The 20,833-nt window shown below is 61.4% G+C and carries 28 protein-coding genes and 1 pseudogene; 20 read left to right on the plus strand and 9 right to left on the minus strand.

Going from position 1 to position 20,833, the window contains the following annotated elements:
• Positions 1–19: 19 nt before the first annotated feature.
• From LGR44_RS17110 to zupT, 5 genes are all read left to right on the plus strand, one after another.
• A complete protein-coding gene (locus tag LGR44_RS17110) occupies positions 20–1,312 on the plus strand; it encodes a hemolysin family protein (RefSeq protein WP_226741923.1) in 1,293 nt (430 codons plus the stop codon).
• A gap of 2 nt (positions 1,313–1,314) precedes the next feature.
• Positions 1,315–1,782 carry a hypothetical protein gene (locus LGR44_RS17115; protein WP_226741924.1) on the plus strand — a complete coding sequence of 156 codons (468 nt, stop codon included), beginning with the start codon at positions 1,315–1,317 and terminating at the stop codon, positions 1,780–1,782.
• 40 nt (positions 1,783–1,822) lie between these two features.
• Complete coding sequence (locus tag LGR44_RS17120; protein WP_226741925.1) at positions 1,823–2,578, plus strand: TerC family protein; 756 nt, start codon at positions 1,823–1,825, stop codon at positions 2,576–2,578.
• 76 nt (positions 2,579–2,654) lie between these two features.
• Entirely contained in the window at positions 2,655–3,110 is a 456-nt protein-coding gene (locus LGR44_RS17125; RefSeq protein ID WP_226741926.1) for a 4-aminobutyrate aminotransferase, read from the plus strand.
• Between the two features lie 3 nt (positions 3,111–3,113).
• Entirely contained in the window at positions 3,114–3,926 is an 813-nt protein-coding gene (gene zupT / locus LGR44_RS17130; protein ID WP_226741927.1) for a zinc transporter ZupT, read from the plus strand.
• A 416-nt stretch (positions 3,927–4,342) separates the two neighbouring features.
• On the opposite strand, the gene LGR44_RS17135 is transcribed toward zupT, so the two are convergent.
• Entirely contained in the window at positions 4,343–5,716 is a 1,374-nt protein-coding gene (locus LGR44_RS17135) for an IS1182 family transposase (protein ID WP_404809944.1), read from the minus strand.
• A 564-nt stretch (positions 5,717–6,280) separates the two neighbouring features.
• Here LGR44_RS17135 and LGR44_RS17140 point away from each other — a divergent pair.
• The 4 genes from LGR44_RS17140 (at position 6,281) to LGR44_RS17155 (ending at position 7,722) form a co-directional block, all read left to right on the plus strand.
• A complete protein-coding gene (locus LGR44_RS17140) occupies positions 6,281–6,490 on the plus strand; it encodes a cold-shock protein (RefSeq protein WP_226742083.1) in 210 nt (69 codons plus the stop codon).
• A gap of 152 nt (positions 6,491–6,642) precedes the next feature.
• Positions 6,643–6,852, plus strand: a complete 210-nt coding sequence (locus LGR44_RS17145; protein ID WP_226741928.1) for a hypothetical protein — start codon at positions 6,643–6,645, stop codon at positions 6,850–6,852.
• A gap of 376 nt (positions 6,853–7,228) precedes the next feature.
• Positions 7,229–7,534: a hypothetical protein gene (locus LGR44_RS17150; RefSeq protein WP_226741929.1), complete on the plus strand. Its 306-nt coding sequence runs from the start codon at positions 7,229–7,231 to the stop codon at positions 7,532–7,534.
• A 41-nt stretch (positions 7,535–7,575) separates the two neighbouring features.
• Positions 7,576–7,722 carry a hypothetical protein gene (locus LGR44_RS17155; protein WP_226741930.1) on the plus strand — a complete coding sequence of 49 codons (147 nt, stop codon included), beginning with the start codon at positions 7,576–7,578 and terminating at the stop codon, positions 7,720–7,722.
• A 240-nt stretch (positions 7,723–7,962) separates the two neighbouring features.
• Here LGR44_RS17155 and LGR44_RS17160 read toward each other — a convergent pair whose 3' ends face one another.
• Positions 7,963–8,208 (minus strand): hypothetical protein, encoded by a 246-nt coding sequence (locus LGR44_RS17160; RefSeq protein ID WP_226741931.1) that lies wholly within the window; start codon positions 8,206–8,208, stop codon positions 7,963–7,965.
• The gene (locus LGR44_RS17165; protein ID WP_226741932.1) at positions 8,205–8,951 is read right to left on the minus strand and encodes a Crp/Fnr family transcriptional regulator; all 747 of its coding nucleotides are present in this window, start codon (positions 8,949–8,951) and stop codon (positions 8,205–8,207) included. Before LGR44_RS17165 ends, LGR44_RS17160 begins: the two co-directional genes overlap by 4 nt.
• Positions 8,952–9,285: 334 nt before the next feature.
• Between LGR44_RS17165 and LGR44_RS17170 the strand changes: the two genes are divergently transcribed.
• Positions 9,286–9,549 (plus strand): hypothetical protein, encoded by a 264-nt coding sequence (locus LGR44_RS17170; protein WP_226741933.1) that lies wholly within the window; start codon positions 9,286–9,288, stop codon positions 9,547–9,549.
• 80 nt (positions 9,550–9,629) lie between these two features.
• Here LGR44_RS17170 and LGR44_RS17175 read toward each other — a convergent pair.
• A protein-coding gene (locus tag LGR44_RS17175) for an IS630 family transposase (protein ID WP_449871033.1) occupies positions 9,630–10,575 on the minus strand; the annotation gives its coding sequence in 2 pieces (ribosomal slippage) (positions 9,630–10,238 and positions 10,240–10,575; 945 coding nt in all).
• A 752-nt stretch (positions 10,576–11,327) separates the two neighbouring features.
• Complete coding sequence (locus LGR44_RS17180; RefSeq protein WP_226741935.1) at positions 11,328–11,528, minus strand: hypothetical protein; 201 nt, start codon at positions 11,526–11,528, stop codon at positions 11,328–11,330.
• Between the two features lie 22 nt (positions 11,529–11,550).
• Here LGR44_RS17180 and LGR44_RS22060 point away from each other — a divergent pair.
• The 3 genes and pseudogenes from LGR44_RS22060 to LGR44_RS17195 form a co-directional block, all read left to right on the plus strand.
• Positions 11,551–11,883: pseudogene (locus LGR44_RS22060) on the plus strand (adenylate/guanylate cyclase domain-containing protein); the annotation flags it as partial.
• 15 nt (positions 11,884–11,898) lie between these two features.
• On the plus strand, positions 11,899–12,246 hold the full coding sequence (locus LGR44_RS17190; RefSeq protein WP_226742085.1) for a MarR family winged helix-turn-helix transcriptional regulator: 348 nt from the start codon (positions 11,899–11,901) through the stop codon (positions 12,244–12,246).
• Positions 12,247–12,343: 97 nt separating this feature from the next.
• Positions 12,344–12,661 carry a hypothetical protein gene (locus LGR44_RS17195; RefSeq protein WP_226741936.1) on the plus strand — a complete coding sequence of 106 codons (318 nt, stop codon included), beginning with the start codon at positions 12,344–12,346 and terminating at the stop codon, positions 12,659–12,661.
• A gap of 215 nt (positions 12,662–12,876) precedes the next feature.
• On the opposite strand, the gene LGR44_RS17200 is transcribed toward LGR44_RS17195, so the two are convergent.
• Positions 12,877–13,539 carry a DUF6894 family protein gene (locus LGR44_RS17200; protein WP_226741937.1) on the minus strand — a complete coding sequence of 221 codons (663 nt, stop codon included), beginning with the start codon at positions 13,537–13,539 and terminating at the stop codon, positions 12,877–12,879.
• Positions 13,540–13,777: 238 nt separating this feature from the next.
• Between LGR44_RS17200 and LGR44_RS17205 the strand changes: the two genes are divergently transcribed.
• From LGR44_RS17205 to LGR44_RS17225, 5 genes are all read left to right on the plus strand, one after another.
• Entirely contained in the window at positions 13,778–14,023 is a 246-nt protein-coding gene (locus tag LGR44_RS17205; RefSeq protein ID WP_226741938.1) for a hypothetical protein, read from the plus strand.
• 275 nt (positions 14,024–14,298) lie between these two features.
• The gene (locus tag LGR44_RS17210; RefSeq protein WP_226741939.1) at positions 14,299–14,730 is read left to right on the plus strand and encodes a hypothetical protein; all 432 of its coding nucleotides are present in this window, start codon (positions 14,299–14,301) and stop codon (positions 14,728–14,730) included.
• Entirely contained in the window at positions 14,730–14,954 is a 225-nt protein-coding gene (locus tag LGR44_RS17215; RefSeq protein ID WP_226741940.1) for a hypothetical protein, read from the plus strand. The genes LGR44_RS17210 and LGR44_RS17215 overlap by 1 nt, the downstream gene beginning before the upstream one ends.
• Positions 14,955–15,209: 255 nt before the next feature.
• Positions 15,210–15,479, plus strand: a complete 270-nt coding sequence (locus LGR44_RS17220; protein WP_226741941.1) for a GlsB/YeaQ/YmgE family stress response membrane protein — start codon at positions 15,210–15,212, stop codon at positions 15,477–15,479.
• A 753-nt stretch (positions 15,480–16,232) separates the two neighbouring features.
• The gene (locus tag LGR44_RS17225; RefSeq protein WP_226741942.1) at positions 16,233–16,631 is read left to right on the plus strand and encodes a PRC-barrel domain-containing protein; all 399 of its coding nucleotides are present in this window, start codon (positions 16,233–16,235) and stop codon (positions 16,629–16,631) included.
• A gap of 207 nt (positions 16,632–16,838) precedes the next feature.
• On the opposite strand, the gene LGR44_RS21990 is transcribed toward LGR44_RS17225, so the two are convergent.
• Both LGR44_RS21990 and LGR44_RS21995 read right to left on the minus strand, forming a co-directional pair.
• A complete protein-coding gene (locus tag LGR44_RS21990; RefSeq protein ID WP_319004864.1) occupies positions 16,839–16,991 on the minus strand; it encodes a hypothetical protein in 153 nt (50 codons plus the stop codon).
• Positions 16,992–17,129 (minus strand): hypothetical protein, encoded by a 138-nt coding sequence (locus LGR44_RS21995; protein WP_319004865.1) that lies wholly within the window; start codon positions 17,127–17,129, stop codon positions 16,992–16,994.
• Between the two features lie 559 nt (positions 17,130–17,688).
• On the opposite strand from LGR44_RS21995, the gene LGR44_RS17235 reads away from it, so the two are divergent.
• Positions 17,689–18,864, plus strand: a complete 1,176-nt coding sequence (locus LGR44_RS17235) for an adenylate/guanylate cyclase domain-containing protein (protein WP_226741943.1) — start codon at positions 17,689–17,691, stop codon at positions 18,862–18,864.
• 195 nt (positions 18,865–19,059) lie between these two features.
• A complete protein-coding gene (locus LGR44_RS17240; protein ID WP_226741944.1) occupies positions 19,060–19,668 on the plus strand; it encodes a helix-turn-helix domain-containing protein in 609 nt (202 codons plus the stop codon).
• A gap of 6 nt (positions 19,669–19,674) precedes the next feature.
• Here the strand turns inward: LGR44_RS17240 and LGR44_RS17245 are convergent, their stop codons facing one another.
• Positions 19,675–20,730, minus strand: a complete 1,056-nt coding sequence (locus tag LGR44_RS17245) for an IS110 family RNA-guided transposase (RefSeq protein ID WP_226741945.1) — start codon at positions 20,728–20,730, stop codon at positions 19,675–19,677.
• Between the last annotated feature and the right edge of the window lie 103 nt (positions 20,731–20,833).

The following is a 20,833-nucleotide window of genomic DNA, read 5'->3' on the forward strand; positions in this document are numbered from 1 at the left end:
CCGCGGCACCTGACGCACCGTGCTTGAACTCGGCATCGCTTTATTTCTCATTGGCCTGAACGGTCTCTTCGCCCTGTCGGAGCTCGCCATCGTCTCCGCTCGCAAGGCCCGCCTGAAGATGATGGCCGACAACGGCCGCGCCGGAGCCGGCGCAGCTTTGAGATTGGCCGAGGAGCCAGGCCGCTTCCTGTCCACCGTCCAGATCGGCATCACCCTGGTGGGTGTCCTCGCCGGCGCCTTCTCCGGTGCGGCTCTTGGTGCCATGCTCACCGACATCATGAAGGCTCAAGGTGTGCCGGATACCGTGGCGGAGCCCTTGGGCTTCGGCCTCGTGGTCGCTGCCATCACATATCTGTCGGTCGTGGTGGGCGAGCTGGTGCCCAAGCACCTGGCGCTCAAGAATCCGGAAGGGATCGCCTGCGCCGTCGCGCCCCTGATGGCGCTGATCTCCCGGATCGCGGCCCCGGTGGTCTGGCTCCTGGATGCCTCCACCAAGCTGATCTTCCGCCTCATGGGGCAAAGCACGGAATCCGAGAGCGCTGTGACCGAGGAGGAGATCAAGACCATCGTCGCCGAGGCGGAAACGGCCGGCGTGATCGAGACCGGCGAACGCAAGATGATCGCCGGCGTCCTGCGCCTGGGCGACCGCGCCGTGCGGGGGGTGATGACGCCGCGAACCGATGTTGACTGGATCAACATCAATGCTTCGCAGGAGAGCATCCGTCACTGCCTGATCAACTCGCCTCATTCCCGGCTCCCGGTCGCCGAGGGCCACCCCGACAACATGCTCGGCGTGGTGCAGGCTCGGGAGCTTCTGGCTGCCACGCTGCGGGAGGAGCCCCTCGACATCCGGGCCCATATCCGCAAGGCGCCGATCATCCCCGACACGCTTGATGCCCTCGACGCCCTTGAGGTGCTGCGGGAGGCCGAGGTCCCGATGGCGCTCGTCCACGACGAGTACGGCCATTTCGACGGCGTGGTGACACCAGCTGACATCCTCGACGCTATCGCAGGCGCCTTCCGGTCCGACGAGCACGAGGAGGAGCCCGAAGCGGTGATGCGCGAGGACGGTTCGTGGCTGCTCGCCGGCTGGATGCCGGCCGACGAGATGGCCGACCAGCTCGGGATCTCTCTTCCGGAGCGGCGCGACTACGAGACGGTAGCTGGCCTCGTGATCGGCGAGCTGCAGCATATGCCGGAAACGGGGGAGGCGGTGGAGACCTTGGGCTGGCGATTCGAAGTGATCGACCTCGACGGCCGGCGGATCGACAAGGTCCTGGCCTCGCGCGTCGACACCAAGGAGGCGGCCTGACCATGCGTACGCGTCTTGCTTCCCTGATCGCCGGGCTGATGCTCCTGGCGCCTTCCATGGCAACGGCGGCAACCTGCAAGCTGGAGAACGCCACCTTCCGACCGAAATATGCCGCCCAGCGCTTTGAGATCCGCAGCAGCCGCGTCGATGGCGTCACTGTGTTCGACGTGACGGTGCACAAGACCCGCGAAACCTTCCGCTTCCGCGTTGATGCCGATGGGGGCACGGGCGCGGGAACGATCACATCCGTCCCCGACGCTGCGGGACAGGATCCGGGGATCAGGTCCAGCTTCCACCTGCTGGACGGAAAAGGCCTCAAAACCACCTCCGCCGGCGAGATCGGACATGTGTCCTTCTACGACCTGGGGCGGGCCTTCGTCGACTTCCGCATGCGCAGGAGCCGCAACGTGGAGCCCTACACCTCGCCGCCGTCGGGCCTGTGGCATGTGACCGACTGCCGTCCGGACTAGCAGCGCCCCATTCCGACAATAGGACCCGAAGGAACACCTGATGGACTTCTCCTGGATTTCCGACCCGACGGCACTGGCGGCACTGGCGACCCTGATCGTCATGGAGGTGGTGCTCGGTATCGACAACCTCATCTTCATCTCGATCCTGACCAACAAGCTGCCCGAAGCTCAGCGCTCGAAGGCCCGCCGGATCGGCATCGGGCTGGCGCTGTTCCTCCGCCTCGGCCTGCTCGGCACGATCGCCATCATCGTGACCTTGACCGAACCGATCTTCACCCTGTTCGGGCACGCCTTCTCCTGGCGCGACCTGATCCTGATCGGAGGCGGCCTCTTCCTCGTCTGGAAGGCCACGAAGGAGATCCACCACAACGTCGACCCCACCCCGAACGAGGACGTCTTCGACACCGCGAAGGCCACGATGACGTTCGGCTCGGCGATCACCCAGATCCTGCTGCTCGATCTCGTCTTTTCCCTCGACAGCATCATCACGGCCGTCGGCATGACTGACGTGGTGATGATCATGGTCATCGCGGTGGTCGTCGCGGTGACGGTCATGCTGCTCGCGGCCAATCCGCTCGCCCAGTTCATCAACAACAACCCGACGGTTGTGATGCTGGCATTGGGGTTCCTTCTGATGATCGGCATGACCCTGATCGCGGAAGGATTCGGAGCGCACGTTCCAAAGGGCTACATCTACGCCGCCATGGCGTTCTCGGCCCTGATCGAAAGCCTCAACATGCTCTCGCGCCGGGCCTCTCGGCGCAAGGCGGCGGGATCCACTGACCAGAAGCACTGAGATCTCGCTCAACGAGGCTGTGGCAAAACCGGCCTCGTTGAGCATCCCGCCTTCGCCCCTTGAAAGGAGCTCCTGAATGGTCCCCGTGAAATCCCTCGTCGTTGCGGCTGCTGTCGGTGCCGGCGCGCTTGCTGTGCCTCACGGCGCCGCTTGGGCTCAGAACAACAGTGCCTTCCGGAGCGCCGAGGTGGTCGCCGGGAAGCAAGAGCGCCTCGGAGTGTACGGCAATGTGCAGAAGGACTGCACGCCCGGGCCGCTGCCGACGATCCGGGTGGTGACCCCGCCGAAAAATGGCGAGCTGAACGTGCGCAGCGGAACCCTCAAGATGGGCCGGATCACCCGCTGCCCGAAGCTGGCTCCGAAGGCCCAAGGGATCTTCTACAAGGCCAATCCGACGTTCAAGGGAACCGACGAGGTGGCCTATGAGGTCCGGTCCGCCAGCGGCAAGGTGGAGAGCCACACGGTCAGGATCACCGTAAAGGACGCGCAGGCGTCCGACAGTGCAAAGCCAAGTCAGGAGGACGAGCTGTGACAGGTGTCGGGCCCGGTTAGGATGTACGGTCTGTTCACGCCGGAGGTGCTGGTCGCGCTTGGCGTCAGCGCCAGCGCAGGTCTCGCCACAGTGCTGGGCAGCCTGTTTGTCCTGGGAATGGACAAGACGAACTCGCATCATCTCGCGCTGGCGCTGGCCTTCGCGGGTGGTGCGATGGTGTACGTCTCGCTCGTCGAGATCTTTCCGAAGTCCGCGGCTTCGCTGGGCGAGATTTATGGTCACAAGGCCGGCTACGCCTGGACAACCCTGGCATTCTTCGGCGGCATCGGCCTGCTGGTGCTGCTTGACCGGCTCGTTCCCAACCCGCATCCGGACGTCGCGGCAGCCACCAGGCGGGACAAGGCGACCATCGCCCGGATGAGCCTGCTCACGGCGGCGGCCATCACGGCCCACAATCTCCCCGAGGGGCTCGCGACGTTCTTCGCGACTCTGGACGATCCTGCGGTTGGAGCCTCCCTCGCCGTCGCGATTGCGCTCCACAACATTCCGGAGGGCGTCTCAGTCGCCGTTCCGGTGTACTACGCGACCGGAAGCCGCTCGAAGGCTGTCCTGGCGTCCCTGGTGTCCGGCCTGGCCGAACCGCTTGGTGCCGTTCTGGGCTATGTGGCATTGACGCCAATCATGTCCCCGGCCACCTTCGGCACTGTGTTCGGCGTTCTCGCCGGGACGATGGTGTTCCTCGCCCTGGAGGAGTTGCTCCCGGCGGCCAAGCGCTATGCACAGGGCCGTGAGACGGCCTATGGCATGGTGGCCGGAATGGCGGTGGTCGCGCTCAGCCTCGTCCTGCTGCGATAGTTGGCCGAGGAGAGACTGGCAGCTTCTCAAGGACCGGCTCGGGCCTCCCTGAACATTCCCGGAAGGCCAAGGCTCCGATCAGGCGATCACCTTGAGCAGGTAGAGGACAATGCCAGCCGCCGAGCAGGCGCCAGCGTCGGGATCATGCCGACGTTGAACCGGAACATCGCGATGACCGCCGCAACGGACAACTGCAGCACCTAGAGGTCAACGCTCCCCGGCACTAGGGCATCGACGACCAGACCGAAGCTGCGCACGGGCCATGCCTCCCGGAACACCGGCCGAAGGTCTGCACCGGGTCGATGCTGTTGAAGAACTCCGCCGGTCAAGCCGCTGGGTACCCGGCGTTCGCTTCTTAGCGGCCGGGGTCGAGAGGATCAGAAGCCGAGGCCCCGGGCCTCAGCCCATCACCTTGCTCAGGCGGCCGCTGCCGCAGTCAGCCGAGCCATGCGGCGCAGGTTTTGAGCGATGGCGGCAAGATGGAACTCGTCGCCGGCGCCCGTCAGACCTCGCAGGCGCATGCGCTCGAACCGCAGGGTGGTCTTGAGATGAGCGAATAGCATCTCGACCTTCTTGCGCTCGTTGCGCGAGGTCGCGAACTGCGGTGTTCCAGCTAACTGACGCGCCTGATCACGCGCCTCTTCATGGACACTGCGCAACACGTTGCGGGAGGCCATGTTCGGGCAGCACCGCGCCTTGAGCTCGCATGGTTGGCAGTCCTTCTGCGAGGCGCGGTACTTGCGAATGCCGTCATGAGCGCTGTCGGTGCGCGCCACCGCGTAGTTGCGCCGGAACTGCTTCAGAGTCTTGCCCGCCGGACAGGTGTACTGATCCAGATCCGGATCGAAGCTGAAATCGGAGCGGCCAAAGGTGCCATCGTCTCGGCTGCCCTTGTCCCAGACCGGAATGTGCGGCTCGATCTCCTGGCCAACCAGCCAGTCCAGGAACTTGCCTGTTCCGTAGGCGGTGTCCGCCGCGAGCCTCTTCGGCGTGAGACCAAACCGCGCCTGAGTGCGCTCGAGCATGGTGGCGGTGGAGCGCACCTCATCGAAGGTCCGTGCTGGCGTCGGCTCAACATCGACAATGATGGCATGCTCGTTGTCGATCAGGTAGTTCAGCCCATAGCCAAACTGGACCCGCTTGTTGGCCTTGGCCGTCCATGCAGAGGCCGGATCGGAGGGTGAGATCACCTTTGGAGCCTTGCGGCCGGCCTCGAGCTCCTCGGCGCCGTCGAGGGCCTCAAGATACTCGCGCACGGCTCGTCTTGGCCGTTCGACAGCATTCCAGTCGATCTTCTCCGGCTCGAGGCCATGATAACGACTGGCATCGGCTTCGATGGCGCTTGCGTCGACGGCAAAGCCCTCGCCTTTGATCAATCCGGTGGCCAGGCAGAGGCCGACCACGCGCTCGAACACCAGGCGCAGCAGATCGCAGTCGCGAAAGCGTCCGTGCCGGTTCTTCGAGAAGGTCGAATGATCCGGCACCGCGTCGTCCAGGTCGAGCCGGCAGAACCAGCGGTAGGCGAGATGGAGCGAGACCTCCTCGCACAGCTTGCGCTCCGAGCGGATGCCGTAGCAGTAGCCGACGATTAGCATGCGCATCATCAGCTCGGGATCAACTGAGGGGCGGCCTGTGTGGCTGTAGAAGGCTGCGATCTCGCGATGGATGCCAGCCAGCGCCTGGGTGACGAAGACGTCGATCCTGCGCAGGAGATGGCCGGTGGGCACGCGATCGTCCAAGTGAAAGGAATGGAAGAACTGCGCTTGGTCGTTCCGCTGACGCCCCATCATCGCTGCGTCTCCCCGCAAATCATAACGAGAACGGAATCATACCCCTCGCGCCGACACAACCGAGTTCTTCAACAGCATCGGTCAAACTGAGCCGTTGGGCGTGGCCTTGTGAAGGTCGGCTTACCCTGAGGCTACGGAAGCTCGGCTTTCTTCTGCCTCGTGCCAAGACCTGACCTTCCTGCGCAAGATACGGGAAAGGCAGAAGCTGCTCGCGCGGCATGCAAGTTCGCGCACAAGTACGACATCCAGGATGAGGGACGGTATGTGGCTCAGCCCTGTGACGAATTCCCTTCGCCTTAGCGCATGCACAGGACGACCTTCCGCTCGCTCACAGAGAAGCTTCGCCTGAATAAAAACTAAATATCCAAGGTGCTTGTTATTATTCGCGTTAAGACCTATATAATTCTTATCGGATTTTGGCCGGACAATCGGGTCGTTTCGCTTTTGGTATTTCCAGGCGCACGTTCGGACTTTCTTACCATTACATCGACGAGCCGAGCTGAGGCCGTGCAGATGCACGTCTTCGCTCACGTGCATCTGCATCAATCGCGAAAGGTTACCCCAATGGTTATGGGCACTGTAAAATTTTACAACGACATGAAGGGCTTCGGCTTCATCCAGCCGAACGATGGCAGCAAGGACGTGTTCGTCCATGCCACCGCTCTTGAGCGCGCCGGCGTGCGCGGCCTCGTCGAAGGCCAAAAGGTTGCCTTCGACACGGCGGAAGACCGCCGCTCCGGCAAGATCGCCGTCAACAACATCGAGATGGCTTAATCTCTGATGATGGGCACAGGATACAAACCTGCGCCGCTAAGCCTTGAAGCCGCTCCCAGATGGGAGCGGCTTTTTCGTTCGTACCGGCTATCGGCCAGCAGCGGTTACCCACACCCCCCTGCCCCACAACAGCTGCGCTTCAGGAGGGATGAATGTCCCATAAGTATCAGGTTCATCAGTTGGTCTGCATCACCCATCCGCGGATCTGGGACAAGCGCGCAAGTGCAAGCGGCATCTACGAGGTGACGCGTCTCATGCCGGCAGATCAGACCGGTGAAGTCTCGTATCGCATCAAGTCGTCTGGATTCGGTGAGCGCGCCGTGCGCGAAAGCGAGATCTCGGCCAAGGCGTCAGTCATTTGACCGGTGGTGAGGCCTTCCTCCACGGATCACAGATCTACGATCCTGTTGCGGTGCTTCGCCGGGACGATGAGATCCTGTACGTCGCGCGCGTCGGCATGAGGGCCTCACGACAGTTTATGATCCTCACGCCATCAGGCGAGCCAACGTGGCCGCACGAGCCGCTCGGCAGCCTCTCCGACGTTGCCTGGGCGCTTCGAGCACACGCGTGGCACCTCGTGACGCCCGAGCCTGTGGGCGGGAGTGCTCAGCAAGCCAAGACGCTGGCGCGGCTGCTCACGGAGCGAACCTGACAGTGACTGGTGCGGAGCTGAATACATGGGTGAGATCCCATCGCTCGCAACAGTTCCGCCTCTCAACCCGCAGGAGGAGGCTCACCATGTTTGATCAACCAACCAATCTTGATGCGCATCGCGGCATGGCGGCTCAGAAAACCACCGACCTGCGTCGCCTCCGATCCGAGGTCGAAGCCGACCAGGCAGCCCTCCACGCAAGACAGGCGGAACTCGAAGATCTGCTTGCGGCAGCACCCGCCACCGACTGGCCGGAGGCTGTCGAGAAGGCGCGCTATCTGCTGGGTCTGCTTGCGCGGAATTTGGACGCAGCCGATCTGCGTCGCCGCAGGCTGATTGACCGGGTGCTGGCCGATTTCGATCATCTGCTCGATAAGCCACCCCACGACTAAGCCGATTATTCCTAGATCCTGACTGACAACGGAGACAATCGATGGCCAGAGGCGAAAAGCGCGGCAACCGCGAAGCAAAGAAGCCGAAGCAGGACAAGCCCAAGAACCCGATCCCCGCCTCTCCCTTCGTGAACCAAGGCAAGGGCAGCGTTCCGCCTAAACCGCCCGGCGGCAAGCGGGCATCGTAGCTGGACCGCAACGGGAGCGAAACTATTGAGGCTTGATCCAACACCCGCTGACATCCTTCAAGGATGAGCCGAAGAGCGGGTGAGTGCCTTCCGGCCCGACGGCGGCTCGTTCGTCGCTGCGGTCGAGGCAACCCGCATGCCCATGGTGGCCACCGACCCCACGATTGTCCAAAACGGCGGACCACGAGATGAACTCGGCCGGTAGGCCTGTGCGCCAAAGCGAATTCGAGCGGAAGCCGCTTACTGCCCCCTTGTGAGGCGCTGCGCCATCCAATCCTTGGCCATGTCCAGGTTGGAGAAGATCGGGTGGTTGATCCCATCGATCTGGCCAAAGCCTGCCTCCAGGTACCACTGCCCCGGAGCCACCTCGTTCTCGTCCGAGAGGCGTACCAGCACGGCCACAAGCCGCCGCTCCTCGTCGAGCACCATCATGCCTTCCTCGTCGAAGCCGGTCGCCACGCGGATGGGTTGAAGGGTGAAGGTCATGCGGCCGCCTGATCGCTCTCCAGGTGCAGGTAGGTCGGGTCAAACTCGCCTACTTCTTTCAACTTCTCCCAATCGGGAATGTTCAGCCGGTCGCCGCTCAGCTCGATCAGGCCCTCGGCCCGCATCTGCTGAAGAACACGGTTCACATGGACGTTGGTGACGCCGAGCGCGTCCGCGAACTCGCCCTGGGTGATCGGCAGGTCACAGGCATGATCCTCCACAAGGCCCACCGCCCTCAGGCGCGTCAGCAACTCGCAAAGGACGTGCGCCATGCGGATGTAGGCTTCACGGCGTCCGACGTTGAGCACCCACTCGCGGAAGATGGATGCATCGATGAGGGTCTCGCGCCAGAAGGCGGCGGTGATCCGGGGATAGCGCTCGCAGATAGCGCGCAGGTCCTCATGGGTGATGAACCCGACGGTGCATGGGCTGATGGTGCCGACGCCGTTGTCGATGACCTTCAGGTGCAGGCTCTGGAGGTCGGGAATGTCGCCCGGAATGTTGAAGGAGACAATCTGGCGCTTGCCCTGTGCCGTCATCTTGTAGGTGCAGGCAAAGCCGCTCAGGATCAGGCTGGACCGGGAGGGAACGTCGCCCTCGCGCACGATGTCCTGATCGGCCTTGATGGCTACAACCTGCATCGGCAGCGTTTGGAGGGCGTGGCGCTCGTCATCCGTGAGCGTGAAGATGCTCTCGAGCTTACGGATCATCGGGTTGTATTTAGGGTGAAATGCTGTGGTCAAGGTCATGCTCCCTGCCTTGCAGGCGGGAGCATGTACATCTCTCAGCCATCAGCGCCTGAGATTGGTTGCTAACAGTGAGACAACAATGGCACAAAAATGAGTGCCTGTCCTATACCTAGGTTGGTTTTGAGATTAACTTTATCGAGAAAAGCTGACATGGCCGTAATTCTCAGATGACCTTTATACCACGGCCCAACCACGCCGATGTTAAGGGCCAAGCCACACATAGATGAAGGATCCTTCGGGGGAAGGGTGCAAAAAGGCTGTCTTGTTCCCCTTGGGTGTCTGGCCATTTGGCAACCGACCCTTCGCCCCAACATGGAAGGCGAAGGCCATGACCCTCGACATCTCCTTTTTTCCTATGCGCGTGCTCATCGACGGCCATGACACTGACGGCAACCTTGTCCTTGCTGATAACCAGCTTGCCGCCGTGTTCGTGCGCCTCGACGGAACGCACCATGATCCTGAGCACAAAGGGTGGTGGCACCTGGAGGCGGGGTTCGGCAAATGCGACGTGCGTGTTGCTCCACACGTGTTCAAGACGCCCGAGGGAGCCGGAGCCTGGGTTGAGCAGACCCTGATGGGCAAGGCCGCGTAAGTCGCGGAACCCCGTTTCTGGAACCGGGTAATGGGTCTTCTGAGCATATTCGGAAGGTTTCCGACTAGAGCGGATTCGATTTAGGTGAACTCGTATCCGCAGTTGCTGAGATAGTTCTGGCATTCGTCCGCCGGGAAGCTGTCGAGCAGTTCTCCGATGGTCGTCCAGAGCGCCTCCTTGGTGCGAACTGCCGCCTTGCGTAGCAGCGCCTTGAGCTTGGCAAACACCTGCTCGATCGGGTTCAGATCCGGCGAGTACGGTGGCAGGTACAGCAGGCTCGCCCCAGCGGCCTGGATCATCTCTCGGATGCCTGCCACCTTGTGAGCCGCAAGGTTGTCGAGCACCACCACGTCGCCGGCCTGGAGTTCCGGCACCAGCACCTGCTCCACATAGGCGCGGAACACCTCGCCAGTCATCGGGCCGTCCAGCACCATCGGAGCGATGACGCCGCTGGCGCGCAGACCGGCCACAAAGGTGGTGATCTTCCAATGCCCCCACGGCGTGGCATCCACCAGCCGCTCGCCTCTGGGGCAACGCCCATAACGGCGCACCATGTTGGTGGATGTGCCCGTCTCGTCCAGGAAGACAAAGCGGGCAGGATCCATGTAGCGCTGCCACACGCGCCAGTGCCGTCGCTCGCGCGCCACGTCCGGACGGTCCTGCTCGGCGGCTCTCAGGCTCTTTTTTGTGCGTCAGGCCGGCTCGTTTGAGCCAGCGGCTGATGGTGGAGGTCGCACCGACCATGATGCCATGCTGGCGCAGCTCAGCCTGGATCTCCTTCAGTGAGATGTCGACTTTGGTATCCAGGAGAGCGCGCACAAGCGCCTCATGCGGCGCGAGGATGGGCCGACGGTGGCCACCAAAGCGGGCCGGAGCGGGACTGCCGCTCTGGCGGAAGCGCCGCATCAGCTTCACGGCGGCCGACGGGCTGACCTCAAAGCGCAGGGCCGCCTGCCGGATGGAGGATCCCCCTTCCACCGCACGCACGATCCGCTCACGCAAGTCTCGGGACAGAGGAGCTGGCATGGGAGGCCTCCCGGCCGTTCAAAACCAGCTCCATGGAATCAGTTATCGCGATTCCACGCAACCGCTGCACGCTCTAACGCACGGCAGCCCCATCCGGTACCGAGGCCGGGAATGGCTGGAGCGGCCGATTGTTCAAGCCACCGTCTCACACATAATCTCCTGCTCCCACCGGGTTCGGATCGCCGCTTTGCGTTGGCTCTGTGTTATCATGACGAGCGGCATGCCCACGGGGAAACACCGATAGTAGCTGGACTGCTGAACGAAAGACAATTACCAGATCAACCTCCCGTCTTTTATCCTCTTTCCTGACAAATCTTTATACATCTAGAGATGATTAAATGACTCCCGCCTTGAGATAATCATATATTTGTACTGGTCATGAGCGTATACTTTGGGCAGGTTAGGAGGACGTCATGATTCAGAGAATCCGGTCCTACGCATCTTTCGAAAGCCAAGCCCTCTTTGTTGCAGCCCTGGCGTTTCTGTTTTGTGGGGCTGTAATCCTGGGGGTGATGTAATGCTCTCCCAGGTGTTGATTGCATTCCTCCTGATGGCCGGGATTCTCGCCATCGGCACACTGGCGATCCGCTACCACTGGTGAGAGCGCCAATCTGGAAACCGGGCCGGCGCAGCCTGGCCGCTAGAGGTGGGTCTCGGTACCGGCCGGCACTCCCGGCAACCTGAGGAGCTCGCCCGTATCGCGCGTCTGGGCAGGCTCACAAAGGCGGCGTCCGATCATGAACAAACGCGCCTCAGTCATGCAACGCCGCCTCGCGGCCATCTTCTACGCTGACGTGGCCGGCTATCTGCGCCTCATGAATGCCGATGAGGCTGGAACGTTGTGTTTGCTCGATTCCCATCGCGCGATCATGGATCGCCAAATCACCCAATACAAGAGGCCGGACTGCCGACACCGCGGGCGATAGCATCCTGGCCGAGTTCCCCAGCGTCATTTAGGCGGTCCAATGCGCGCTCGGCGTCCAGGAGAGGATTGCCGCGGCACGTGAGGAAACGCCCCAGGGGCGGCGGGTGACGTTCCGGATTGGCGTCCACGTCGGAGAGGTCATGGTTCGGGACGGCGACATGTTCGGCGATGGCGTGAACATTGCGGCCCGCATGGAGAAGCTGGCACGACCCGGGTTCGTGTGCCTGCCGGAAGCCGCTCACGCCTATGTGGCCAGGGTGTTGCCGCTGACCTTCGACGATCTCGGGGCGCAGCCCGTGAAAGCCTCGGCACCCCCGTGGGGCCTATCTTGTCCACGGCCCCGATCATCCGCCGTTCCGGGTCCTGCCCCTAGTGCATCGTAGCCGGAGGGTCCGACGCTGGTCGAGCCTGCGGTTTTCGCCTCCCTTCACGAGGCTCCCAATATCGACGAGCGGCGACTGTCCGAGCGAATTGGCGTTGATCTCGCGAGCACTCAACAGATGGTGCGGCACCTTGCGTTTCGAGGCTTCGTCAGCCGGACACGGGGCAAACGCGGCAGCGAGATACGGCTGCTCAGCCTCACTCCGGCGGGGCTCGATCTCTTCGAACGCCTCCACCCGGCCATCCTTGCGGTGCGGGACCAGGTCATGGCGTCGCTTTCAGAACGCGAGCGGGAGACCTTGCAAGACCTCTTGGCTCGCGTGATCAATGCCAACGAACTCAAGGCGAGCCGTCGCTTCAGCTGACCCAGGTTCAAGCAGGCGGCAGGAGTGCATCAGTCTGGTTGCTATGAGCGCTCGCTCTTGTGTGTTGTGGTGGCACGAGCCTTCAGGGAGGTATCTCATGGCCTACGTCATGTTTCAGTATGACGGTCCAAACGACTCGCATCGCTGGAACGAATACAACCAGCAGGTTCGGGATTGGATCGCGCAGCTCCTGCAGATCCCGGGTGCGGTATCGTTTGTGGCGTATCGCACGTCTGATGGGGCTAGCCTGGACACGATCACGATGCTGGAGTTCCGAACTGTGGAGGAAACGCGCGGGGCGCAAGCATCCGAGCAGTTGCGGAAGGTTCTGGATAGGCTGCAACCAGTTGGCGTGACTGCCCAGGTTCTCCTGGTGGAGCGTTCACCATTTACACCTGAGCCAATACCAGCGTGACGGTGAGCATCTCGGCACTTCGCATGCCGTGGTATCGTGGGTCTCAGATCATTTGCGGTCGCGCGTTTGATCCGGCGGGGGAATGTCGCCGTCGCCATAGCCGCGCCGGCCATCAAGCTTAACCTTCGGAGGTGGCTCTGGGCGATCTTCCAGCATCCTCACGGCTTTCCAGACTGAGTTCACAAGCTTTTGGGTAGCAGTGAGAGGACTCTTGCTCATGGTTGGCTCCCTTGCCGAGCCGAAGCCGTGCTGGGGTCGAGTACCTCCACGAACGCAACTGTCAGCACCGGCTGGTTGGCCCGGTTGGTAATCTCAATGTGCCAGCCCCGCCGGTCCTCGCCCTTCTGATCACCTTCTGCGATCATGTCGCGGGCCATCGCGATGGCAACCTCACGCGCGGTCTGAAGGTCCGGGTACCTGTTGCCTTCAGGGTCGTCCATGAGGCTACTCTCCGTCCGGACGTTGAAATAATAGAGAGCTGTTTCCGTCACAGATTGCGATGGAGGAGGTTCACTGAAGTGGTAGCCCGATCGGGGCGCCCCGCCCTCATCATCCCACCTCGTGAGGTCCTGGTGCTGGCTTGCCTGTTTCGGATCAGTGCGATGCTGGCGGGCACGACGGGCTGGTGATGCTAAGGCCGTTGCGGTCCGCATCCCACGATCGTTCAAGCGCTTCCTTCTCCCATTCTCTGCCTGCAACTGGGACTCCCAGACAACCTGGTCATAGGTCTGACCATCGGTCCGGATCTGATACTGAGGCTCCCGGTTGCCGGCGGGAAGCAGGGAAACAATCTCGTAACCGCTGAGCCAGATCTTATTGGGCGAATAGTCTGCGGCATAGCTGACATGCTGGCCGACGGCGTATCGATGAGCTCTCATGACAGGATCCCTTCCTGCCTACCCCATGATGCGATGAACTACAGCATACTCCCTCATGTAAAACTTAGATACACAAACCCGATCAATTTGGATTTATTTATAACAACGGCTGCAAACAGCCTCCTTCGTCCCCATATAAAATCAAGATTGACTTTCGACCTCGGGGCTTTCGCTATCGGCCAAGGTTGAGATCTGAGGACGATTGCGGAGGTTCCCAATGTGTTTGAACAGCCGCTTCATGTTTGATCTTCAGCACTGTCAAGCGGGCGACGGACCCGGACTGGCGCTTCACGCACTGCCGAAGGTGCAGTCCAAGTGGGATCGGCTCACCATGGTCGAGATGATGGGGATCCGAACCACGTCGGAGCTTATCGAAAAGGTCGAGGAGAGCTACAGCCTCTCCCACGAGCAGGCGACCAGAGATGTTGAGTTCTGGGCTCTATCGAATCCAGATTGGGCGACTGTGCCTCGCAGTCTGAACTGACAATCAGTGGAGATCATTTGATGGCAACCGAGTTTTACGTCGTTCGGCATCATGGCGCGTGGCGCATCCGCGTGAACGGCAAGCACCACGGGGAGTATGGATCCCGTGTTTCGGCCATCAACGCCGCGGTCACAGAGGCCCAGTCTGCCGGGCCTGGAGCCAAGGTCTTCAGCGCAGGGATTGTCAGCCAATTCAGCGCGGAGTGGCCATCGAAGGGCGGCGCCAACTCGCTCCCACTATGATCATCGCCCGAGGGGATCTTACAGGAGACGCGAATGAGTGAGCGGATCAGTCGCCTTTGTGACGAGCTGCGGATCAAGCTTCACGGCATGGACCGTCGCCTTGAAGTGCTCAAATCGAATGGCGCAGCGACCTTCGACCAGTCCCAGGAGGTCCTTGAAAGCCAACTCGACCGGGTCGAGCAGCGTATCTACGACAACCGAGCCACCGTTGAGGCCGCCAATGTCAGGGTCAAGACGTGGCTCGCGGAGAAAAAGATCGGCTCTGTCGTGGGCAAGGACCTTTGGACAGAACGCCATCAAGCTCATCTGCTGGAAGCCCGCGCCGATGATGCTGAGGAGTACGCCGTTGCGGTCTTCGAGCTAGCGGCAGCCGCCGCCGATGAAGCCGTTCTGGCGGTGTTGCAGGCAATCCTGGCACGAAAGGATGCTGATGTCGCAGTTCTGTGCGAGACGGAGCCTCTATAATGTTTATCATCGAGTTCTTTCGGGTTCGAGATACAGACGAAGCTCATGCAATCCTGGATCGGGTCGAGCATGACACAACGGATCTGGACGACGCGAAAGTGAGAGCCCTGTCCCTCTTCGAGACCTTGGACATGCCGCAAAAGCCCGATGCCCTGCGGATCCTGGATCACACAGGCGATGAGGTGTTTGTCTGGAGTCCAGAGCGCCCAAGTGCCTCAATCTGAACCTGCCTCTCCTCGCTGGTTGTTCGCCAGCATTGAGGCTCCCTGAACGACAGTTATGGCCAATGTTCATTACACGATCGTCGAGCACGAAGGTGGATGAGCCTGCAAAGCCGGTGATGTTTTCTCGGAATGCTACGCCACCCTGAGCACGACTTGAGGGAAACGTCTATCCCGCCAGAACCCCATCCTGGGCTGCAACCCGGGCTGGACACTCGGGGTTGCCTCCCTGGATCATTTCTCTCGGCAGGAGCGCTCATGAGCATCATGTGGATTGTGGCACTGGGCTTGGTCGTTGGTGTGATTGCTAGGCTTGTTACGCCCGGCAGAAAGGGACCATTCGGGTTCATGCTGACCGGCGTGCTTGGCATCGTAGGCGCCTTTGCGGCCTCGTATCTGGGACAAGAGGCAGGATGGTATCAGGCGGAGGACAGTACCGGGTTGGTAGCAGCCGTCTTCGGAGCGGTTGTCCTGCTGCTGATTTGGGGTTCCCTCTTCAGAAGCCGACGCCCGACCTCCTCAATTTAACACGTATCAAATCAACGGCGTTAATCTTGGTCAACATCAAGAAACGCTCCTCCTAGGCTGCGTCCGGAAATGGTCAAGGCGCGGCCTCATCATGCCCAGCCTCCTGCGGAAGTCCCTCCACAACACCCTTTTGCCCACCGTGACGATATTTTCCTATGTGCAGGTGCACGTTGCGTGGATAATCGAGGCCATGCTGGAACCGGTCGGAATATCATAACAGGTGGACGAGTGACTTGCGCTTGTCATGCCTCGGAACCGCGAAGGTTGATGCAAGGCTCAGCATCCTGTGCAGACGCCTCTCGAGATGATCTTCATCTTGCGATCCCAGACCCTCTCCTGCGCCTCGGCCTTGGTCCGAGCCGCTCTCCCCATCGCTGCAGATTCCTCAGCCGTGTACGACTTCGACGCGGACACCTTTGGGATCCCTGCCCTTGATTCTGTTGCATCTTTGGCCAACACAGAGTGAGATGCGATTAGCAAGGCCAGCACGGCCGTAGCTGTTATGATCCGCATAGGTTACTCCCGAAGCAGCATATCGCAGCTCCAACCTTGTATATGGGGGCTCGGAGCAGTTCCCCAACAAAAATTGCTCCGCTTCGCCAAGTGTCCGAACTCGTCGTGGAGTTCTGGCGTTGTTCGCCACAGCGTTTGAGATCGGCAAGTCCCAAGACGGACGGCGTCAGACGATCTTCCTAAATCGGCCACTATCCTGCGGACTGCTGGTTTCGGATCGCGCTTCGAGGATAGATATTTATGCGTTCTTCAGCTCTTATGGTTCTCGTCACTCTTGGCATGGTAGGTGTGGCACAAGCCCAGAGCACACCGCCTGCGTCCGGTGCGCCGCAGTTCAGCACGATCAGCAACAATGCCATACTTAGCTCAAGGCTGATTGGTCTGGATGTTCAAAGCGCGGGCGGCAAAGGAATGGGAAAGGTCGAAGACGTTGTCTTCGAGGGCGGCCAGATTGTTGGCATCGTGTTATCCGTCGGTGAGATCCTGGGTGGTGGCCAACGCTATGTGGCAGTCGATCCATCAGCGATCTCGGTCCGGTATACGGAGGGCGAGAACAGGTGGCAGGCGACTATGAACGCCGACGTTGATCAACTGAAGTCCGCCCCGGAGTTCCGGTACGAAGGTAAGTGGAGGCGTTGATCCGCATGCAGAGCCATAACGCTTTTTTGCGCGGATGCCTTCACGTCCGGCCCCGGGTGGATGGCTAGATCGAGCCTTCGACGCACCAGGGTTCTATAATGAGTGTACGCCCTGCAGCATCAGCCACGAGTGGGCCTTAATCCTAAATACTTAAGCTCGTTGTTGGTCACGTTGGAGATGCTGGCGGGAAAATTGAAATAGCCCTGTTCAAGGTGTCACGGTGGCTAGAACCTCGCCCATGGTGATCTCAGGCTCACCATCAATGACATCCGTCAGGCTCGCTCGGATCCAGGCCAATGCCTTCTCGTTGGCTGCAAGTGCAGCCTCCCGGTTCTCAAACAAACTGATCGATCCACCCATTCAATGGCCTGCGTCGAACACGCAGTAGCCCTGAAGCCCTGGCGTTTGCTTGAGCATCTGGCCAAGGCCACTCTCCGCGCGACGGGCAGCTTCCGCAACCGATCTCATGCGGTTGAACTTGCGGATGACGACGTACATGGCGACCTCCAGACCTACGGGAACCGGCAACTCTAATTCCGATAGTTGGTCTTCGTATGGTGACCGTGCCGGTGAACGTCCTTGCGTTGCTACATCCAAGGAACAATGGCTGCGTCAGGACGAGTGCCGTCTGCCCAAGCCGTTTGTGCAGCGCCACTAATACTAGGGGAACGCGCAAGCCAGAAGGAAAGAGATGGAACGAAGGTCGTCCAAGCTCTGCACAACCCGGTCTATGACTTCGCCGACGAGGGCTGCTCTATGGGGTACGCTTCCATGCCGCCATAATCCGACAGCGTTTGCCGCCGGTGTGATCGCCACAGATCCAGCGCATCAGACCTCATGAGACATCACCTGAAGGGTTGCTTCGAGGCACACTGGGAAATCACCTGCCGTTCGGGAGCGTCCGATGCTCCCGTTTAACGCCGACATTCGGCATACTTCCGGAATGTCCCAGTGGGACCTATCGGATCACCCGACGTTACCTATTCGTCCCCTCTGGCGTTCCGAAGCAGCATATCCAGCAGTTCACCGGTCTTTGACGAGAAAGCGGGGGCAAAGGATGCCCCAGACCCCCCAACGCCTCCCCAGTGTCCTCGACCTTGCGCGGTGGCTTGCTGGGCCAGCCCGCACCGCACTCGCTCCAGCCGCTATCGTCACAGAGTATTGCGAACGGCTGCTGACCGCAGGCGTGCCACTCTGGCGCGTTCGGGTTGGGCAACGCCTGGCCAATCCTCTCATCGGCGTCTGGGGTGTCAAATGGGTGCGCGGAGCCGGGGCCGAGGCGTACACCGTGCCCCACAGGATCCTCGCGACACGCTCCTACACAGGCAGTCCCTTCGAGCATGTCAACAAAACGAGAGCCAGCTTCCGCCGCTCCCTTCGGCACCTGGATCCGGCCCTCGACCATCACGTGCTCCTCGAGGTGGCCGCTGAGGGCGGTACAGACTACTTGGCTATTCCTATCATATACGGCGATGGTTCGGTTCAGGGCGCCTCCTTCACGACCGACGGCCTACGGGATTTCAGCCCAGAGGAGGTGGTCCTCATCGAGGAGCTGGGGCCCTTCCTTGCCGCGGCCCTGGAACCGGCCGCGATGCGGCGCTCCAGTGAGAGCCTTCTGCAAACCTATCTTGGTGAGGGGCCTGCCAAACGCGTTGCGGCAGGGGCCATTCGACGAGGCGATTGCTTTGAGATCGAAGCCGCCGTGCTGCTGACGGACCTGCGCGGATACACAACTCTGTCGCAGCAGTTGCCACCCGATCAGGTGCTGGACCACCTTGACCGCTATCTGGAGGTGGTTGTCGGGGCCGTGCGGGCAGAGGGCGGTGACGTGCTGAAGTTCATCGGCGATGGCATTCTGTCGATCTTTTCTGTTGAGGAAAGCGGACGAGCGGAAGCCACCCAGCAGGCTTGTCGGGCTCTGGACGCCGCCTTGGCGAGAGCCCATGAGGAGGGTGATCTGCAGTTTGTCGCGTGCCTGCATATCGGCCCTGTCACTTATGGCAATATCGGCAGCCCTGACCGCCTCGACTTCACCGTGGTTGGACCGACGGTCAATCTGGTCAGCCGGCTCGAAGCGTTTGCCAAGAGTACAGGCAACGTGGCGGTGTGCTCCCGGGAGGTCGCCGCACTGCTCCCATCAGCAGCAACGCATGCTCTGGGTGCGTTTGCTCTGAAGGGTGTTCCAGACGAGCAGATGATTTTCTCGCTACACGGATCCGGCGAACACCCATAGCCCCTTCACCTATTCCGGTCCCCATTTGCAGGACACGAGGTCCGAAACGGATTGTTCGTTCAGATCGGGGGCAAAACATGAAATCCCCTTCCCTTCAGGAATGTCCGCTGTTCGCTGCTAAAGCGCTTTTGATTTGGGCTTGAATCCATTCGGGTGGCCTGTGCGTTGACGGGGATATGGCCCGGGAGGCGAGCCATGCCCCAGCCCTATTCTCCTGATCTGCGTGAGCGCGTTCTGGTTGCCTGTGAGCGGGGCGACCTTCCTCAGGTCGAGATTGCCCGCCGCTTTCAGGTCTGTCCCGCCACCGTGTCAAACTGGCGCCGCCAAGAGCGCGAGGAGGGCCGGCGCAAGCCGAAGCCGCACAGCGGCGGCGTGCCCTCGCGGCTGGACGCGGCAGTTCTCGAGGTGCTGCGCCAACTCGTGATCGAAGACAATGACGCGCTGCTGCGCGAGTACCGCGAGCGCCTGGCCGAGCGCACCGGCGTGACGGTGTGTCTGGCGGTGATCTGCGAGGCGCTCAAGCGGCTCAAGCTGCGCCCCAATCTATGGACCGGCCGTGCGTTGCAAGAGGGTTGTGGCAAATGGGTGAGAAACGGTTCGCATCAATCTATCCGGCCTCAGTATGGAGCATCTGCTCCGGGCCATCATGGGAATCCGCACGCACCGCGCCTACTTAGACGCGAGACCTCAAAGGCCATTTTTTTGGTCAGGCTTGCGATGCGCCGGGCAACCGTTCATCCATCCTGTCACATCCTTCTCGCGAACCTCGGCGGGAACTCTATCCTCGAACTGTCGGCCCTCTGAGCAGGCTCAGACTGCGTGGGGAGTAAACTCCGGATCGTAACCGTTCATGTGGTTCAGCACGCTCCACGCAATGCGAGCGAGCTTGTTGGCCAAGGCCGCGGCGAGCACATTGCGGTGCAACCGCGCTCCGGCTGCTTGCAGCCACTGGCCAAACTTGTGCCCGGCCCAGCAATGTGGGCGCTGGAGAAGGGCTTGCGCACCGCTCACGAAGAGGGTGCGCAAGTAGCGGTTCCCACGTTTGGACAGGCCGCCCAGAATGGTACGGTCTCCGGTGGAGATCTGCTTGGGCACGAGCCCAAGCCAAGCGGCAAAGTCGCGGCCTTTGCTGAAGGCGGCTCCTGTTCCCACCGCCGCCACCATGGCACTGGCCGTGATCACGCCCACACCCGGGATGCCCATCAGCCGCTGGCAGGCCGCATCCTGACGGGCCAGATCGCCGATCTCTCGGGTGAGCGTCTCGATGCGCCCATCCAGCCAGCGCCAATCTCCCGTGAGATCCTCGATCAGGTGGATCATGCGCGCTGAGAGCACGTCCGTACGCTGGGCGAGAAGAGTGGGCAGCGCCTCGCGCAAGCCAGTTGGCCCCTGACGCACCGGGATGCCACACTCGAGCAGGATACCGCGGATCTGATTGATGACGGCGGTGCGTTGCCCAATCAGTCGACGGCGGACGCGGTGCAGGGCCTGCAAGTCGAGCTGCTCGGCCGCCTTCACGGGCACCGGCCGCATGGTCGGGCGTTGCACCGCCTCGGCGATGGCCTCGGCATCGCGGTAATCGTTCTTGTGCCCTTTGAGGAAAGGTTTGACGTATCGGGCCGGCAGCAGGCGGACATCATGACCGAGAGCGCCAAGCTGGCGCCCAACGTGGTGGGCTCCGGCGCAAGCTTCCATTCCGATCAGACAGGCCGGCAGGTTGGCCAGACAGGACTGCAGTTGTCCGCGCGAGACCTTCCGGCGCAGCACGATCCTGCCGCGCGCATCCATACCGATGAGGTGGAAGGTGGTCTTGCCCAGGTCGATGCCAATCGTGGCGATGCATTCAGCTGTGGTCTGGTGTGACATGGCATGGCTCCTTGCCTGCGGGATATTCCCGTGCTCCCATGCTCCGCCCGGGAGCACGGCCGGTCCATGCCATTAGACGCTTCGGGCGGCCGAGCAGGAGCGG

The organism is Microvirga lenta, from assembly GCF_020532555.1.
Classification (GTDB): domain Bacteria; phylum Pseudomonadota; class Alphaproteobacteria; order Rhizobiales; family Beijerinckiaceae; genus Microvirga; species Microvirga lenta.

Bases quoted from the DNA above. Each gene is read 5' to 3' on its own strand.
- LGR44_RS17115 (WP_226741924.1), top strand. From the start codon at position 1,315: ATGCGTACGCGTCTTGCTTCCCTGATCGCCGGGCTGATGCTCCTGGCG.
- LGR44_RS17120 (WP_226741925.1), top strand. From the start codon at position 1,823: ATGGACTTCTCCTGGATTTCCGACCCGACGGCACTGGCGGCACTGGCG.
- LGR44_RS17125 (WP_226741926.1), top strand. From the start codon at position 2,655: ATGGTCCCCGTGAAATCCCTCGTCGTTGCGGCTGCTGTCGGTGCCGGC.
- LGR44_RS17135 (WP_404809944.1), bottom strand. From the start codon at position 5,716: ATGATGGGGCGTCAGCGGAACGACCAAGCGCAGTTCTTCCATTCCTTT.
- LGR44_RS17140 (WP_226742083.1), top strand. From the start codon at position 6,281: ATGGTTATGGGCACTGTAAAATTTTACAACGACATGAAGGGCTTCGGC.
- LGR44_RS17145 (WP_226741928.1), top strand. From the start codon at position 6,643: ATGTCCCATAAGTATCAGGTTCATCAGTTGGTCTGCATCACCCATCCG.
- LGR44_RS17150 (WP_226741929.1), top strand. From the start codon at position 7,229: ATGTTTGATCAACCAACCAATCTTGATGCGCATCGCGGCATGGCGGCT.
- LGR44_RS17155 (WP_226741930.1), top strand. From the start codon at position 7,576: ATGGCCAGAGGCGAAAAGCGCGGCAACCGCGAAGCAAAGAAGCCGAAG.
- LGR44_RS17160 (WP_226741931.1), bottom strand. From the start codon at position 8,208: ATGACCTTCACCCTTCAACCCATCCGCGTGGCGACCGGCTTCGACGAG.
- LGR44_RS17170 (WP_226741933.1), top strand. From the start codon at position 9,286: ATGACCCTCGACATCTCCTTTTTTCCTATGCGCGTGCTCATCGACGGC.
- LGR44_RS17180 (WP_226741935.1), bottom strand. From the start codon at position 11,528: ATGACGCTGGGGAACTCGGCCAGGATGCTATCGCCCGCGGTGTCGGCA.
- LGR44_RS17195 (WP_226741936.1), top strand. From the start codon at position 12,344: ATGGCCTACGTCATGTTTCAGTATGACGGTCCAAACGACTCGCATCGC.
- LGR44_RS17200 (WP_226741937.1), bottom strand. From the start codon at position 13,539: ATGAGAGCTCATCGATACGCCGTCGGCCAGCATGTCAGCTATGCCGCA.
- LGR44_RS17205 (WP_226741938.1), top strand. From the start codon at position 13,778: ATGTTTGATCTTCAGCACTGTCAAGCGGGCGACGGACCCGGACTGGCG.
- LGR44_RS17210 (WP_226741939.1), top strand. From the start codon at position 14,299: ATGAGTGAGCGGATCAGTCGCCTTTGTGACGAGCTGCGGATCAAGCTT.
- LGR44_RS17215 (WP_226741940.1), top strand. From the start codon at position 14,730: ATGTTTATCATCGAGTTCTTTCGGGTTCGAGATACAGACGAAGCTCAT.
- LGR44_RS17220 (WP_226741941.1), top strand. From the start codon at position 15,210: ATGAGCATCATGTGGATTGTGGCACTGGGCTTGGTCGTTGGTGTGATT.
- LGR44_RS17225 (WP_226741942.1), top strand. From the start codon at position 16,233: ATGCGTTCTTCAGCTCTTATGGTTCTCGTCACTCTTGGCATGGTAGGT.
- LGR44_RS21990 (WP_319004864.1), bottom strand. From the start codon at position 16,991: ATGGGTGGATCGATCAGTTTGTTTGAGAACCGGGAGGCTGCACTTGCA.
- LGR44_RS21995 (WP_319004865.1), bottom strand. From the start codon at position 17,129: ATGTACGTCGTCATCCGCAAGTTCAACCGCATGAGATCGGTTGCGGAA.
- LGR44_RS17235 (WP_226741943.1), top strand. From the start codon at position 17,689: ATGCCCCAGACCCCCCAACGCCTCCCCAGTGTCCTCGACCTTGCGCGG.
- LGR44_RS17240 (WP_226741944.1), top strand. From the start codon at position 19,060: ATGCCCCAGCCCTATTCTCCTGATCTGCGTGAGCGCGTTCTGGTTGCC.
- LGR44_RS17245 (WP_226741945.1), bottom strand. From the start codon at position 20,730: ATGTCACACCAGACCACAGCTGAATGCATCGCCACGATTGGCATCGAC.